Source organism: Enterococcus sp. DIV1096b (assembly GCF_050498765.1).
Lineage (GTDB): Bacteria > Bacillota > Bacilli > Lactobacillales > Enterococcaceae > Enterococcus_D > Enterococcus_D entomosocium.
In genome coordinates, this window is sequence record NZ_JBMHEK010000001.1 from 2,702,011 (window position 1) to 2,717,770 (window position 15,760).

Annotated in this window: 15 protein-coding genes; 6 read left to right on the forward strand and 9 right to left on the reverse strand. The window is 43.9% G+C overall.

Translation table 11 applies throughout. The annotated features are described in order from the left end of the window. Positions 1 to 24 precede the first annotated feature (24 nt). The 4 genes from trxA to zapA form a co-directional block, all read right to left on the reverse strand. Positions 25 to 339 carry a thioredoxin gene (trxA, locus tag IGJ17_RS12690; protein ID WP_005228645.1) on the reverse strand — a complete coding sequence of 105 codons (315 nt, stop codon included), beginning with the start codon at positions 337 to 339 and terminating at the stop codon, positions 25 to 27. Between the two features lie 96 nt (positions 340 to 435). Further along, positions 436 to 2,799: an endonuclease MutS2 gene (locus tag IGJ17_RS12695; protein WP_074933413.1), complete on the reverse strand. Its 2,364-nt coding sequence runs from the start codon at positions 2,797 to 2,799 to the stop codon at positions 436 to 438. A 78-nt stretch (positions 2,800 to 2,877) separates the two neighbouring features. Further along, positions 2,878 to 3,432, reverse strand: coding sequence for a CvpA family protein (locus IGJ17_RS12700; RefSeq protein ID WP_429961467.1), 555 nt, complete (start codon positions 3,430 to 3,432; stop codon positions 2,878 to 2,880). Between the two features lie 23 nt (positions 3,433 to 3,455). Continuing rightward, positions 3,456 to 3,896, reverse strand: a complete 441-nt coding sequence (zapA, locus tag IGJ17_RS12705; RefSeq protein ID WP_005228634.1) for a cell division protein ZapA — start codon at positions 3,894 to 3,896, stop codon at positions 3,456 to 3,458. Positions 3,897 to 4,112: 216 nt separating this feature from the next. Here zapA and rnhC point away from each other — a divergent pair, with 216 nt between their 5' ends. Next, complete coding sequence (rnhC, locus tag IGJ17_RS12710; protein WP_429961468.1) at positions 4,113 to 5,039, forward strand: ribonuclease HIII; 927 nt, start codon at positions 4,113 to 4,115, stop codon at positions 5,037 to 5,039. Positions 5,040 to 5,127: 88 nt separating this feature from the next. Here the strand turns inward: rnhC and IGJ17_RS12715 are convergent, their stop codons facing one another. After that, positions 5,128 to 6,108 carry an ROK family protein gene (locus IGJ17_RS12715; RefSeq protein WP_086297807.1) on the reverse strand — a complete coding sequence of 327 codons (981 nt, stop codon included), beginning with the start codon at positions 6,106 to 6,108 and terminating at the stop codon, positions 5,128 to 5,130. Between the two features lie 170 nt (positions 6,109 to 6,278). Between IGJ17_RS12715 and IGJ17_RS12720 the strand changes: the two genes are divergently transcribed. From IGJ17_RS12720 to IGJ17_RS12730, 3 genes are read left to right on the forward strand one after another with little or no spacing between them, the layout of a single operon-like run. Then, positions 6,279 to 6,671 carry a VOC family protein gene (locus IGJ17_RS12720; protein ID WP_008380837.1) on the forward strand — a complete coding sequence of 131 codons (393 nt, stop codon included), beginning with the start codon at positions 6,279 to 6,281 and terminating at the stop codon, positions 6,669 to 6,671. A gap of 13 nt (positions 6,672 to 6,684) precedes the next feature. Beyond that, positions 6,685 to 7,326, forward strand: a complete 642-nt coding sequence (locus IGJ17_RS12725) for a sugar O-acetyltransferase (RefSeq protein ID WP_429961469.1) — start codon at positions 6,685 to 6,687, stop codon at positions 7,324 to 7,326. 19 nt (positions 7,327 to 7,345) lie between these two features. After that, positions 7,346 to 8,182, forward strand: a complete 837-nt coding sequence (locus IGJ17_RS12730; RefSeq protein WP_429961470.1) for a histidinol-phosphatase HisJ family protein — start codon at positions 7,346 to 7,348, stop codon at positions 8,180 to 8,182. A 119-nt stretch (positions 8,183 to 8,301) separates the two neighbouring features. Here the strand turns inward: IGJ17_RS12730 and IGJ17_RS12735 are convergent, their stop codons facing one another. The 4 genes from IGJ17_RS12735 to IGJ17_RS12750 form a co-directional block, all read right to left on the reverse strand. After that, positions 8,302 to 10,026, reverse strand: a complete 1,725-nt coding sequence (locus tag IGJ17_RS12735; RefSeq protein ID WP_005228611.1) for an ABC transporter permease/substrate binding protein — start codon at positions 10,024 to 10,026, stop codon at positions 8,302 to 8,304. Beyond that, positions 10,019 to 11,233 (reverse strand): quaternary amine ABC transporter ATP-binding protein, encoded by a 1,215-nt coding sequence (locus IGJ17_RS12740; RefSeq protein ID WP_005228609.1) that lies wholly within the window; start codon positions 11,231 to 11,233, stop codon positions 10,019 to 10,021. Before IGJ17_RS12740 ends, IGJ17_RS12735 begins: the two co-directional genes overlap by 8 nt. A 135-nt stretch (positions 11,234 to 11,368) precedes the next feature. After that, positions 11,369 to 12,022: a GntR family transcriptional regulator gene (locus tag IGJ17_RS12745; protein ID WP_005234303.1), complete on the reverse strand. Its 654-nt coding sequence runs from the start codon at positions 12,020 to 12,022 to the stop codon at positions 11,369 to 11,371. Positions 12,023 to 12,076: 54 nt separating this feature from the next. Continuing rightward, complete coding sequence (locus IGJ17_RS12750) at positions 12,077 to 13,270, reverse strand: NAD(P)-dependent oxidoreductase (RefSeq protein ID WP_016612666.1); 1,194 nt, start codon at positions 13,268 to 13,270, stop codon at positions 12,077 to 12,079. 94 nt (positions 13,271 to 13,364) lie between these two features. Here IGJ17_RS12750 and IGJ17_RS12755 point away from each other — a divergent pair, with 94 nt between their 5' ends. Beyond that, positions 13,365 to 13,988, forward strand: a complete 624-nt coding sequence (locus IGJ17_RS12755) for a DapH/DapD/GlmU-related protein (protein ID WP_008380829.1) — start codon at positions 13,365 to 13,367, stop codon at positions 13,986 to 13,988. Between the two features lie 194 nt (positions 13,989 to 14,182). Then, complete coding sequence (locus tag IGJ17_RS12760) at positions 14,183 to 15,736, forward strand: AMP-binding protein (protein WP_429961471.1); 1,554 nt, start codon at positions 14,183 to 14,185, stop codon at positions 15,734 to 15,736. Positions 15,737 to 15,760 lie beyond the last annotated feature (24 nt).

A 15,760-nucleotide genomic window follows, 5' to 3' on the forward strand; every position in this document is an offset into this window, starting at 1 on the left:
ATTGCTTCAAAAACGTTTCTTCTATTACATATGTTCCGCAACTAAAGCTTTCAATTGATCTTTTGTATGCACCCCAATTGCTTTATCAACGACTTGGCCGTCTTTTTTCAACAACAAAGTTGGAATAGACATGATCCCGAATGAAGCTGGTGTTTCAGGATTTTCATCCACATCCATTTTCACGATCTTCAATTCGTCTTCCTCATATTCATTCGCTAATTGTTCCAAGATCGGCGCTTGCATCCGACATGGACCACACCAAGTTGCCCAAAAATCAATAAGGACTAAGCCTTTATCGGTTTCTTCTGAAAAAGTTTTATCAGTAATTTCTTTTGCCATCGTACTTCCCCTCCATTTTTAAAACTAAAAAAAGTATACCACGTATCGGAAGTTTTTTAAAATCGTCTGCTTACAAAAGGTAAGGGTTCTTAAAGGTTAGTTAAACTTCACAATGGTCGCCCCATTGCCCCCTTGATTTGCTGGCGCAAATTCAAAACTTTTCACCGAGCGATGATTTTTTAGGTAGTCAGTGATCCCTTGACGCAATGCGCCGGTTCCTTTTCCGTGGACGATCGTCACTTGCGGATAGCCTGCCAAAATCGCTGCATCTAAATACTGATCCACTTCATTGAGGGCTTCTTCGTACCGCTTACCGCGTAAATCCAACTGATTGACCACTGGACTGCTGTCAGCAGAACGAATCGTATTGACGATACGCTGTGTAGGCTCCTTCACTGGCGCTGCTGGTTGGAGATCTGTTTCTGGCAAATTCATTTTCAAAATACCGATTTGGACTTGCCATTGATTTTTGCCTGCTTTTTTCAATAAGACCCCGCGCTGCCCATAAGATGTTACAAGCACTTCGTCTCCTTCTTTCAGCGTCTTGGCTGCTTTGGCTTTTTGCAGAACCTTGTTTTTTTGCAGATGTTCTTCTTGTTGCAGTCCTGATAACTTGGTGCGCGCGTCGATCAGCTCGTGTTCTTTGACCTTCGTTTGACCGCCGGCTAACTGCATTTTACGAATATCGGCAATGATTTTTTCAGATTCTTCTTTGGCTTCTTCAACGATCTGATTGGCTTTTTGCCGAGCTTTCGCCAATTCTTTTTCACGTTCTTCAAAGAAATAACTATAGGCTGCTTCTAGCTCTTGGTGCAAGCGGGCCGCTTCTTTTACATGATGACGGACTTCAAGATACTCGGTTTCCGTCATTTTTCTTCGATTTTCTAAATCAGCGATCATTTCATTCAGGTCTTGGCTTTCTCCATCCATGATCTCTTTGGCTTGATCAATGATCGTATCTGGCAAGCCAAGTCTTTTCGAAATCTCAAACGCATTGCTTCGTCCTGGAACCCCGATCAACAAGCGATAGGTCGGACTTAAGGTATCAACATCAAATTCCATAGAGGCATTGATCGTATTGGATCGGTTATAGCCATAAACCTTCAATTCAGGATAATGGGTCGTCGCCATGACATAAGCCGACTTAGCCCCAAGTTCGTCCAAAATCGCAATCGCTAGTGCCGCCCCTTCTTGAGGATCGGTTCCTGCGCCTAATTCATCAAAGAGAACTAAGCTTGTCTCGTCGACTTTTTTCAACACTTCAACGATCGTTGTCATATGAGAAGAAAAGGTCGATAGACTTTGCTCAATGGATTGTTCATCCCCAATGTCCGCAAAAATCTCATTGAAGACACCCATTTGGCTTTCTTCTTCTGCCAGAATTGGTAAACCAGCTTGGCCCATGATCTGCAATAGCCCTAATGTTTTTAAGGTGATGGTTTTCCCACCGGTATTCGGCCCAGTAATGACAACGGCTTGATAGTCTTTTCCAATCGTAATATCGTTAGGAACGACTTTTTCTTGATCGATCAATGGATGACGTGCTTGCTTAAAAAAGACATGGTTGTCTTGATTGATCGCTGGTACGATTGCCTTCATCTCTTTTCCAAAACGAGCCTTGGCATTCATGAAATCCATGATCCCGATCACATACGCATTATGGAGAATCTCTCTCTGATATGGGGCTAACTCTGCTGACAATTCTGCTAGAATACGTGTAATTTCATCCCGTTCCGCAATTTGATGCTGGCGCAAACGGTTATTTTGTTCCACTACTTGTTTCGGTTCGATAAACAAGGTTTGACCAGAGGAACTTTGGTCGTGGACTACCCCGCCGAAAACACCTCGGTACTCTTGTTTGACTGGAATCACATAACGCTCATTTCGCATGGTTACGATCGTATCACTTAGATACTTTGCATTGCCACCTCGGACGATGCCATCCAATGTCTCGCGAATCGTCCGTTCTGCTCGTCGGATCGATTGGCGAATTCCACGTAGTGCTGGAGAGGCATCATCTGTGACTCGGCCATCCTCATCGATAGCTTCTTTCAAGCGTCGATTCAAGGTTGGCAAAGACACCAACTGTTCTTCCCAGTGATACAAGCGGGAAAATTCAATCTCGCTTTCAGACAAATCAGCAAAAAAGCGTTTCAATTCCTGCGTAGTTGATAAGACACGGGCAACTTGTGCCAACTCAATGCCGTTTAAATCGGCGCCAATTTCGATCCGTTTCATTTGGGGACGAATATTCTCAATCTTTGGTACAGGGATTCCGCCTCTTAAACGTTGGATCTTGATCGCGTCTTCTGTTTCTGCTAGCCAAGAGGAAATGACTTGCGCATCACTTGATGGCGCAAGCTTTGCTAAGGCTTCTTTTCCTTGGGCTGTTACAATATACTGACCGATTTGACTCTTTACTTGTTCAAATCCTAAAACATCAAGGATCTTAGTATTCATTCTTTTCTCACCTGCTTTGTTTTAACTTTTTGTTCCTAAGAAAAAGGCAGAATGGCTCTGCAACCATCTGCCTGCTTTTTACCCAATCACATCTGTGATCCACAATCGATAGAAGTAATCTGAGAGAATCGGCGACCGATCAACGATGAAATTCGCAGTTCCGCTCGTTTCAAACAGATTTTGAATCGTGGCAAACGGGATCATTGAGAGAATCATGAAAAACATGTACAAATTGATATACATCAAGATAACATTCAAAACACCCGCAACTGCCCAGTCATAACCACCTAAAAAACGTAGGCGTTTGTAACGCAAACTGTCTGCAAAAATCACCACTAGTTTTGTGATCAGCCATCCAGCAAAGAGCACCATCACAAAAGCAATGGCTGCATAATAGGCTTTGTCTAAATTTAAAGCCAGTTCCATATCGTAGTATTTTAACTTTGAGTCCGCCGTTACTGACATATAAGGAACATAGAGCTCAATTTTCTTCGCAATTTCTTGGTAATTTGCAACTGCAAAGAAAAAAGAGATCAAATAGCCCAAAACTGAGACCAATTGTAAACTGGTTCCGCGCCGTGCGCCGCCGTAAAAGGCTGCCAACAACAAAACCAAGACAAATAATCCAATCATTTAGGTATCCTTTCTACGCCGCACTACCCATGGGCTGTCTTTTCTTGAATTTTTCGTTTCCTTTGTTCATTTAAGATCTGTTGTGCTTCCACATGATTATGGATCTCCACATCACTGCGACCTGTCTCATCGAGAACTTTCCGTGCTTCGGATTCAATCGCTTCGATCCGCTTAATGCGATTCTCAAGCTCCGTTGCTTTAATGGCTTGTCCTCGCAGCTCGTCCACCTTTTTTTGTAGGACCAAAAGCTGTTCTTGTTTTTTCAGCTGGTCGGAAACAGCGTTGATCGCTAATAAGATCGACGCTTGTTCTTGATCGGTTTGTGGCGATAATTGCATGATCTCAAGCAGTTGGTCATTGACCAATCTTGTCACCATATCCATGTGTTCTTTGCTTTCGCGTCCAATAATCGTGTAACTTTGATTCGCGATAACTGCTTTATAACGTTTCTTTTGCTCCGTCATAGGAATATTTCCTCCCATTGCTTACATTCTGCTCTATTCTATCACTTATTGAACATGTGTCGCAAACTCTTAACTATTATACGTGATTTTCTTATGAATTTCCATGCCAATCGTTTGTTTGCTGATCGTCTTAGTAAAAAAGAATAAGAAGTATGGTAAAATCTTAATGTATCCTTTTGTCTACCTAAAAAAAGACAAAAAATCAGGAGGAATCAAATGAGTACGATCGTTATCAAAGTACCAACTTCAACTATCCAAAAGATGCAGCAATTTTACCAACGAGATTTGCTAGCTAAGAAAGTTCCTTATACAGTGTTTGTCGCCAAAAAAGGGCCAACGACGATCACTGCTTATACGTCAGGAAAAGTCATGTTCCAAGGAGCGACTGCTGAAAAAGAAGCTTCCTTATGGGGCGATACGGCAAGTGCTGTACCAGATAAGAAAAAAGCGACTGTTTCATCCACTGCGTTGCCAGCAGGATTTAGCGAAAAAAGCGTCGTCGGCAGTGACGAGGTCGGTAATGGCAGTTATTTCGGTCCTTTGGTGGTCTGTGCCGTCTATGCAAAAAAAGAGCAATTACCACAGCTGAAAGCTTTAGGAGTCAAGGACTCAAAAATGCTGACAGATCCAGAGATCCGTAAGATGGCGCCGAAAATCAAAGAATTGGTTCCTTACCAATTGCTCACCGTCACGCCCAGCAAATACAACGAGATCCAACCAAAATACAACACAGTCCGAATGAAAGTTGCTTTGCATAATCAAGCCATTCGTTTGCTTTTGCAAAAGATTGCTCCTGAGACACCAGATGCCATTTTGATCGATCAGTTCACAAGCGAAAAAAATTATCGCACTTATTTAAAGTCGGAACAAGCAGCGGTTACCGAAAAGCTCTATTTTGCGACGAAAGGTGAACAATATCATCTAGCAGTAGCGGCAGCCTCTATTTTATGTCGTACAGTCTTTTTGGATGAATTAGATGCAGCCTCTAAAGAAGTCGGTTTGCGCTTGCCTTCTGGCGCCCACGCAGCTGCTGACCAAGTTGCCGCAAAATTACTGCAGCAAGGTGGCATAGCACTATTGGGCAAATATGCCAAACTGCATTTTGCGAATACCGAAAAAGCACAGAAACTCGCTAAACTGTGAGTTCTCGTATTTTCAAAAAAACTGCCACTGCTTCTGATAAAGGAAGCAGTGGCAGTTTTTGTCCTCAGTACCAGTTGAATGCTGCGAATCAAAGCCCTAAGCCCGCTGCTTCGATTCCCATCGTGATCAACCCAGCCAAATAGTTTTCTGAAAACCGATCTGAAAAGTGTAACTTTGGTAAGACGCCATAATGAAACACTGCTGCCAGCTGCTTTTCCAAAAAAGAGCGCGGCACAAGCGCCTGCCACTCAGAGGGCAAAAACAAAATGACTTGATGCGGGTCCGTGACTGCCACGATCGCTTGAAGAGTGGCAGTCACTTGCTCTTGGATCGCCTCTGTTGCCAAAGGGTAAGAAACTTTGTAAAGATGCGGCAAATGCTTGATTTCGCCACTTAAATGGTTGGCTCCTTTAAAGAGCTGTTGGTCGATGACCAGTCCCGCACCTGGCGGATAATTTTTCGGAAAATAAATGCCAGCCACGATTTTTTTCTCTTCTTTGAAATGGAATACCGCTGCATTCACGTCATTCTCAATAAGCGTTTTTACCGCGATCTCCTTTTCAATCAATTCCCCTAGCGCCATGTCCTTAAATGCTGGAGCATCCATGATCTTCAGTCTTCCAGCAATTTCCACACCAGGAATTCCCACGACTGCCAAGCTGATTTTCGGGTATTCCTGTTTTATCTGACGAATCACTTGCAAGAACTGCGGCAATCGGCCCTCTGCTGACTGCTCATGATGCAAAATGTTCCCGACGAGATCGACGACCGAAAAACGAATCACGATCTGCTGGTCTTCTTCGATAAACTGAATGATCAACAACAGTGTCCGTTGCGCATTGTACTGGTAAGCCGCAGCTTGACGTCCTCCCGTTCGTTGCGGTTGATCCGTCGTCAAAAGCAACTGCTTTTCTATCAATTCAGGAAGCAGCTTGTTGATCGTTACCACGCTTAATTGAGAGGCATCTGCCAGTTGGCGCTTGGTCATAGGCGCTTGCTGCTGTTTTAGCAAATCCAGCAATACTGCCTGATTATGTAATTTAATGGTCGTTGGCTGATAAGCTTTCATTTTTCTCCCCCTCAACGCTCCTATTTTAACAGATAAAAAGCTGGGAATATACCTTTATTAATTTTGTTAACAAAGGTATAATAGAAGCAACTTATTAAACAAAGTTTACTAAGTTCAAAAAGGAACGAAGAAAGAACGACGCATGTTGCGTATTAAAGGAGTTGTCAATAATGAAAATTGAACACATCGCACTATATGTCAATGATTTAGAAAAAATGAGAACATTTTATGAAACCTACTTTCAGGCGGTCAGCAACCAAAAATATCATAATCCGAAAACAGGCTTTCAGTCCTATTTTTTGACCTTTGATTCTGGAAGTCGGTTAGAATTAACGACCAAGAAATTTTTAAGCCCTCGTGTCAGTGAGAGCTTAGGCTACACTCACCTTGCGATTGCAGTAGGTGATCAAGCTGACGTTGATCGATACGCTCAACGGTTTGTTGAAGATGGCTACCCTCTTTTAAATGGTCCTCGTACGACAGGCGATGGCTATTATGAAGCAGTTGTCCAAGACCCCGAAGGCAATTTGATTGAATTAACCACCGACGATTTACCGTCTTAGAAAGGATTTTGCAATGAAAGAAGACTTTGATTATCAAGCGATGTTGGCTGGTCAACTGTATCAAGCTGCCGGCATTCTCCCTGAGAATAGTTCAGCGGAGGGAAAAAAACGGGTCCAGGAAATCAACCATTTACCAGTCGATAACCGAGAAGGAATCATCGCCAAAGAAAAAGTACTCTTTGGCAAATTTGGGCAGCATTGCTTTGTCCAGCCACCCCTTTTTGTTGATTATGGTCGCCATGTTGAGATTGGTGATCACTTTTATGCCAATATGGATTGCATTTTTTTAGATGTCAATAAGATTCTGATTGGTGATTATGTGATGGTGGGACCACGGGTCAGCTTCTATACCGCCGGCCATCCGATCGATTCTGTGATCCGCAGTCAAGATTTGGAATTTGGCCTACCGATCACCGTCGAAGATTACGTTTGGATCGGGGGTAATAGTACGATTTTACCAGGTGTCACGATCGGCAAACATGCCATCGTCGCTGCTGGATCCGTCGTCACAAAAGATGTGCCGCCGAATACGATCGTCGGCGGCAATCCAGCCCGTGTGATCCGTGAGATTCAGCCGGCTGACAAAGAACATTGGGAGACTGCCGCCCAGCTCTATCATCAAAAACGAGCAGACTGGCAGAAGCAGCAAAAATGACGAAACAAAAGGAGACGCCATGATTTTTACAGACTATCACGTTCATAGTGATTACAGCGATGATTCTTGGTATTTGATGGAAGATGTAGTCAAAGACGCCATTAAACTAGGCGTAGCAGAAATCTGCTTTACCGATCATGTGGATTATGGGGTCAAAGAAGACTGGCAAGCGACGGATACGTACCTCGTCGGAGCCAATAAAGTCGTAAAAAATGTCTACTACGACTTGTATTTGAACGAACTGGCACGCTTAAAGGAAACATACAGTGACCAAATCAAGCTAAAAACTGGGCTGGAATTTGGGATGCAAATGCACACGATCCCACAATTTACCCGTCTTTATCGTTCGCATCCCTTTGATTTCATTTTACTTTCCGTTCATCAGGTAGACGATCAAGAATTTTGGACCGGAGAATTTCAAAAAGGGCGTAGCCAACAGGAATGCTACGAGCGCTATTATGATGAAATGTATCAACTAGTCACGACATATAAAGAGTATTCCGTCTTAGCCCATATGGATTTGATTCGTCGTTATTTAGATAAAGAGAAGGACGCTTTTAAACAAACGAAAGAACAAATCGCAGAGATCTTGAAAGTCGTGATCAAAGATGGCAAAGGCATTGAACTGAATACCTCTTCCCACCGTTACGGAATCAATGGGTATACGCCATCGATCGAGATCCTCAAGCTTTATCGTGACTTGGGGGAAAGCGTGCTAACCATCGGCAGCGATAGTCATAAACCAGAGCAGCTCGGGTTTCAAATCAAAGAGGGACAAGATCTTTTACGATCATTAGGATTTACTGAACTCTGTACGTTTGAACAGATGCAGCCGATTTTTCATCGTTTTGCTTAACCTGCACAAAAGCTCCGTCTTTTGCAAAAATCATCCCCTCGTCTTTCGTTATGAACCTAAGTATTTTAAACAACAAAAAGAACGACCGCTTCAATCTGCGGTCGTTCTTTTTTTAGACATTAGTTCGTCCATGCAGCAACTTCTTCTGGGTGATTGGCTACCCAATCTTTGGCTGCATCTTCGGCTGATGTTCCGTCATTGATTGCTAACATGACTTCTTCCATATCTTCCTGTGTCCAGTTAAAACGATCAAGTACTTCGTAAACTTCTGGCATGTCATCTGCTAATCCTTGACGTACAACAGTATTGATGCTTTCTGCTTCACCCATTGTTCCTTCTGGATCATCCAGATATTTCAGATCATATTTCGCAAACATCCAGTGTGGAGACCAACCAGTAATAACGATCTCATCTTGGTTCTTGATGGCTTGGCCCAATGCCACTGTCATCGCTCCAGAAGAAGAGGTAGCGACATTCCAATCGGAAAGGTTGTCATACGTTGCAACCGTATTTTCCGCTGCATTTACGACACCAGCGCCTGGTTCGATACCAGTGATGGTTTTTCCAGCTTCGTCAGAAAGGTCTGCGATGGAATCTACATCCATATAACTTGGTACAACGATCCCCAGTTTTGCCCCTTCTAAGTTAGGACCTAAGTTCTCGACTTGGTCTTGGTACTGTTCATACTGGGATTGATGCGTAGATGGCAGCCAAGCAGCAACCATCCCGTCAACTTCCCCTTTTGCCACCGATTCCCACATGATGGCATTATCCAAAGGCGTCGTGTTGACTTCGTAGCCCATTTGCGACAAGACTTCTGCCACCACATGGGTAGATGCGACTTCCGTATCCCATTCGACATACGCCAAGTTCACCGTGCCTTTGCTGTCAGAAACATTTCCAAAGGCAAACGATGCGCCAATCAAAGCAACGACTGCCGCTGCAGCAATCCCGCCAAAAAGACGTTTTTGTTTGCGACTTGTCTTGCTGGCTGCTTTTTGATGTGCCGAACGATTCAAATTCTGGGTAAAGCGATCCATGATGATCGCCAAAATAACTAAGGATACCCCACTGACAAATCCGTTACCGACTTGTGCTCGTTGCAAGGCGGACAAGACGCCGCGCCCTAACCCAGGAGCACCGATCATTGACGCGATCACGACCATTGATAATGCCAGCATCGTGGTTTGGTTGACCCCAGCCAAAATAGTGCTTTTGGCTAGTGGCAATTCTAATTTGATCAGTTTTTGCCAGCCAGTCCCACCGAAGGAATCAGAGGCTTCCACCAATTCACGAGAAATTTGGCGAATCCCTAAGTTCGTCATCCGAACGGTTGGTGGTAGAGCGAAGATCACTGAGGCGAAGACCCCAGGAACCATCCCGATCCCGAAGAAAGCAACCGCAGGAATCAAATAAACGAAACCAGGCATCGTTTGCATAAAGTCTAAGATCGGCGTCACGATACTTTGCGCTTTTTCGCTTTTCGCCATTAAGATTCCTAGTGGAATCCCAATGATGATCGAAACCAAACTCGACAATAAGACCAACGTGACGGTGTTCATCAAGTCTGTCCATAACCCTTGGTTATAGATGAACAGCAACCCGACAAAAGTAAAAGCTGGCAAGCCGAATTTTTTGCGTGAAACGAAAAAGGCAGCAGCCGTCAATAAGACGATCATTAATAACGGTGGTACAAACAGTAATACATTTGTAATAGCGTCCATGATAAATTGTCCGAAAGACTGTAAGGCTGAAAACAATCCACTGAAAGTTCCTGTTAGCCAATCAGTAAAGTTTTCGACCCAATCAGCCACCGGAATCGTATGTTGTAAGAAATTATCCATTTGTCACTACCCCTTCCTCTGCTTGAGCGGCTGAATCAGTCTCAGCCAATGCTTCAATCACACTTCCGCGGATCACGACTCCGATCAAACGATCGTTTTCTACCACGGCTAAAGGTGTAGGCGAATCATAGATCAAATTGAAGATATCCGTTACCAGCATATCTTTATCGATCTTTTTAACATTTTTATCAATAACTTCCTTCAAGGTCAGATTGTTTTTCCGTGCCTCACGAGCAGACTCGGCTGTCAAGCTTCCTTTTAGGTGACGACGTTTGTCGACGGCTAACAGCATGCTGACTTCTTCTTTCCGCATCCGGTTCAATGCTACGCTTGGTCCATCGATCTCGATGTTCGTCGTCAATGCTGGAACCATGATGTTTTGCGCAGTCAAGACTTTGGAACGATCGACATCTTCCACGAAATCACGCACGTATTGGTTGGCAGGATTCGTCAAAATATCTTCTCCTGTACCGATCTGCATGATCTGACCATCTTTCATTAAAGCGATCCGGTCACCGATCCGCAAGGCCTCGTTCAAATCATGGGTGATAAAGATAATCGTTTTTTGAACATTGGCTTGCAATTCTAAAAGTTCATCTTGCATTTCACGGCGAATCAGCGGATCTAATGCTGAAAAGGCCTCATCCATCAAGAGGATCTCTGGATCATTGGCTAACGCACGGGCAAGTCCCACACGCTGTTGCATCCCTCCAGACAGCTGGTCAGGGTATTGGTCTTTAAAAGAAAGCAATCCTGAGTTTTCTAACGCTTTTTCCGCTTTCGCTGTTCGTTCTTCTTTCGAGACCCCACGGACTTCTAGTCCGTATTCTGTGTTCTCTAAAATTGTCCGATGAGGGAAAAGGCCAAAGCTTTGGAAAACCATGTTGATTTTGTGACGGCGAACTTCTCGTAGTTCCTCTTTACTCATTTTGGCAACATCCACGCCATCTATGTAAATATCTCCGCCAGACGGCTCGATCAATCGATTCAATAGTCGAATCAATGTTGACTTCCCGCTTCCAGAAAGGCCCATGATGACGAAAATCTCGCCTTCGTTGACTTCAAAGTTCACATCATAGACCCCGACGGTGGCACCCGTTTTTTCTAAAATCTCGTTTTTGCTGCGTTGTTCTTTGACCATGGCAAGAGCTTGCTGCTTTTTCTTACCGAAGATTTTGGTTAAGTGTTCCACTTTAACTTTACTCAAATGATTAATACTCCTTTTTCTGAAAAATTTCACGAAAGTGACCATACTATCTTAACAAGATGTGGTCACTTTGTCAAAAAAAATTTCCCAATGCTTTTTCTTTTGCAAAAAAAGCATGGGAATCAGGAAAAAGAATTACGCTGAATGGTCCGTTGGATAGAAGAAATTGGTCATGCGCTGCAACGCCAGTTCATTTCCGACAAAATAAATCGTATTGCCTGCACTGAATTTCGCATAAGGTCCTGGTGACAACAACAATTCTTCGGTTGTTTGGATTGCGATGATCGTCGCCCCTGTGGCTTGCCAAATATTCAATTCATTGATACTTTTTTCCAAATGCTGCGCTTGTTCCGTCAACTGAAGTTCAAAGGGCACAAACGGACTCATATGGTGTACCTTTTTGGTCTGCTGCACTAACGTGTTCAACAAGTCAGAAAAATTATCCAGCTCTTGCTGCTGCCGCTCCACACTGTCTAAAATGTCTTGTCTGATTTCTTGGATCGACTGCACATCTTGGTATTGTTCAACAAAGGCCTGTGCTTTTTCCTTTGAAGCAATATAGGCGCCGCTGCCATGACGGACATCCATGATTTCTAAATCAACTAATACATTGATCGCTTTGCGGGCTGTTTCAGGAGAGACATTGAAATTGCTGGCTAACGTTGAGCGCGCATGGATCTTTTGCCCAACTTGGTAGCGATTTTCAACGATTCGTTCCGCGATCGCCACGGCAATCTGCTGATAACGAGGCAAAGCGACCTTCTTTTTATCTTGAAACTTATTCGTCATGATGAACTTCCTTTACTTTTTTTTCATCATAACAAGAAACATTGTTGGTGGCAACTATTCACTGGTTCGCGAATTTTTGATCAAGCGGGCACGGATGACCGCTGTTTCTTGCTGTATCTGCTTCTGTAGATCTTGCAGCAGTATTTCATTTGTCTCATCAAGATCAATCAAGGTATAGGCGACTCCGGCTTTTCTCTCACTCGCCAAATTATCGATATCTACGCCTGCTTCAGAAATGATCCGCAATAGCGGGGCAAAAGCACCAGGCTTGTCGTGATAAAACAGCGCCAAGCGATACGGTGCCAAAAAAGGCAACTCTGCATGAGGAAAATTGACCGATTCTTGAATCGTCCCAGCGCGCAAATAGGCATGCATGCGATCAAAAACTACGTGATCCCCCTTTTCCAAGGCATTGGTAGTACTGCCGCCGATATGCGGATAACACAACACTTTCTGTTGTCCGATCAAGCCGGCACTAGGAAAGTCGGTGATGTATTGTTTGAGCTGATTTTTGGCTAGTGCTTCTAAGACGGCTGCTTCTTCCACGATCTCCCCGCGCCCAAAATTCATTAACACTGCATTTTTTTTCATCTGCTGAATCGTTTGTCGATTCAGCATGCCTTTGGTTTCCTGACTTAAAGGGAGCAAAACCACTATAAAATCTGATTCGGCCAACAGTACGTGCAAGTCACTGACTTGTTCGTAATCGTGTGCCGCTTTTTTCGTACGGGCATAGCCGAGGACTTCCATCCCTAGCTGATGACAGGCTTTTGCCACCCGTTCACCGATCTCTCCTAAGCCTAAAATACCGATGGTTTTTCCAGCTAATTCTTCGCCGATCACTTCTTTTCGCCGTTCTTCAGCTACCTTCAACACCTCTTCTGCTTCAATTTGACCTGACGTTACCTCTTCTTGCAAATCGGCTACCGTCTGGATCGCTTTGAATAAGGGGCGAACGCTGAGAAATAAATTGGATAGCACCAACTCTTTGACTGCATTGGCATTGACACCAGGACTATTGAAAACTACTGTGCCATTTTGAGTACACCGTGCCAAATCGATCGTATTGGTGCCTGTTCCTGAGCGAACGATCACAGCTAATTCTGGTGTGATCAATTCGTTAGGAACCGTTGAACTGCGCACAAACAGCGCCTCTGGGGCCGCTTGATTTTTTAACGAGTATCCTTTTTTGATTGCTCGCTTACCTATCGTTTCGGTCATCTTATCTAACTGATAAATCGTCTCCATAAAGCAGACCTCCTTTTGTCTTTAGTGCGTATTAGTCAAATAGTACAAAAAAGTGCGGTAAAATGATAGCAATACGCAAGAGAGGATGATTACTATGCACCTATCGATCACAAATTTTCCAGATGAACAGCCGATCGTTGGCAAAGACTCGCAACTTCAAGACACAACTTTAGGAGACTATGTCGAAATTGGCGAAGCCAATCACATTGATCATTCTTCCATCGGCAATTATACCTATACGGGGCAATATTGCTTTATTCAGAACAGTCAATTAGGACGTTTTATCAGTATCGCAGCGATGGTCCGCATCGGCCCCACCAATCATCCCTATGAACGCCCTAGTCAGCATCTTTTTGCCTATAATGGCGAAGGCTATGGATTTGCGCCAAAGGACGAGTCCTTCTTAGAAAAACGCAAAGCAAAAACGACCGTCATTGGCAATGATGTCTGGATCGGCCACGGTGCCGTGATCCAATCTGGTTTGACCGTCGGTGATGGTGCCGTGATCGCCTCAAACGCAGTCGTAACCAAAGATGTGCCGCCTTATGCGATCGTCGGCGGGGTTCCAGCAAAAGTGATCAAATACCGCTTTGATCCAGAAACGATCACTGCTTTACAAGAAATCGCTTGGTGGAATTGGAGTCGTGCAGAATTAGAAGCACGCTATCTGGATTTCCGGCTCCCAATCGAAGATTTTATAGTAAAATACACCCGTTGATTATGCGCTTTTCCCGCTTAGTACGAGGAATGAATGATAACACATCACAGTCATTCATTCTTCGAAAGTCTTTGAGGGAAGGATTTTTTAGAAATAAATAAAAAACACTGAAAATCTATTGTATCGAGAAATTCCTGTGCTAAAATGGAGAAATCAAATGAAGTTTTTCACGAACTTTTAAAGGAGTGTTCTATTTGACCATTTTAGACTATCGTCCATTAAATCTTTACACCAATTACCGCGAAGCCGCCGAGGCATTTCCTGACACAACCATCATCCACGATGAAGTGCTACCAGCATTTCCTGAACTTGGCTATCGTAGTACCTACCGTTCGAGCCATGAAATGATTTTAAAACGTGCTTACCAACTTGCTGCACTTGGCGTGCAAGCCGGCGATAAAATCATTCTTTATAAATCTTCAAAATTCGATACCTATTTATTAGCAACGGCTGCTTCTTACCTTGGCGCAGTGCCTGCTATGATCTCTTATCATTTCCCTGCTGAAACCATCGAAGTGTTTGTGGATCGCTTAGAAGATCCATTCATCTTATTTGATGAAGAAACCGAAGGCCGCGTCGCACAAGTGAAAAATAGCAGTACTGACAAACAGATTGCTGTTCGTCGTCTGCTGCAACAACCAGCGGAACCCGTGGCACAAACTGAGTTACCGGTGGATCAAATTTCCTATATGACCCACACTTCTGGAACAACGGGTATTCCAAAATTGATTTGTCATTCGGCAAACTCCATGGGCTGGCGGACAAAATGGCAAAAAACGATCTTCACCAAGATTGATCGCACCAAGGCAGACTCTGATAATGCAGACTCTGATTTAGTGGCGTTCCATATTTCACCGGTGCACTCCCGCTTCAATATCGGCATCTCATCCTTGATGGCGATGGGCTTTCCGATGATGCCATTAGCCAATGCCAACGGCGCTCATGTCGTAGGCATGCTAAAAGAATATCCACCAATCGCTTTGGAAACTCATCCAAACAATTTTGTCCAATGGAGCTTTGTGGCAAAAGAACAACCAGATGCTTTCGCCAATATTCGCTATTACCATTCAACCTTTGATGCCATCAACAACCAAACAATGGCCACTTTTTTAAATACTTCAGCAACAAAAGAAGCAATCTTTTTGCAAGTCTATGGTCAAAGTGAATGCGGGCCAATGATCCTAAAAGCACATACCTTAGAAAGCATCGCTACCAACGATGCCCGTGATATGGGTGTGGGTCTCGAGGACTTAACGAGAGCACGGATCGCCGATGCAGAGGGCAACGAGCTGCCAGCCAATACCGATGGGCACATCCATTTCCTTTCAAAAGGACGCGCGTTGACCTATTATAAAGAAGATCAGCGTTTTGCTGACAATGTCTATGGCGCTTGGTGGGACAGTGGAGACTACGGCATGATGGATGATCAGGGACATCTTTACTTAAAAGACCGTCAAGTGGACTTGATCAAAAATATTGAAAGCAATCTTGCTTTGGAAGACCTTTTGCTGGATCATTTAGACTTCCTTGCCGAAGTTGTGATCGTTCGCGACAAAGAGAACTCACCACAACCTATCATTGCTTTAGCGCCAAATCGTGAAATGGATTGGGATGCTTGGTGGAAAATGGTGGAAGATCTCCCTCACCTCAATCAGCCAATTTTACGCGACTACGAAGATATCCCACGAACAGCAACCATGAAAGTCCAACGACTACAAATTGAAAAAGAATTCAAAAACGCAGAATAAAACAAAAGAAACGGCCAGCAGATT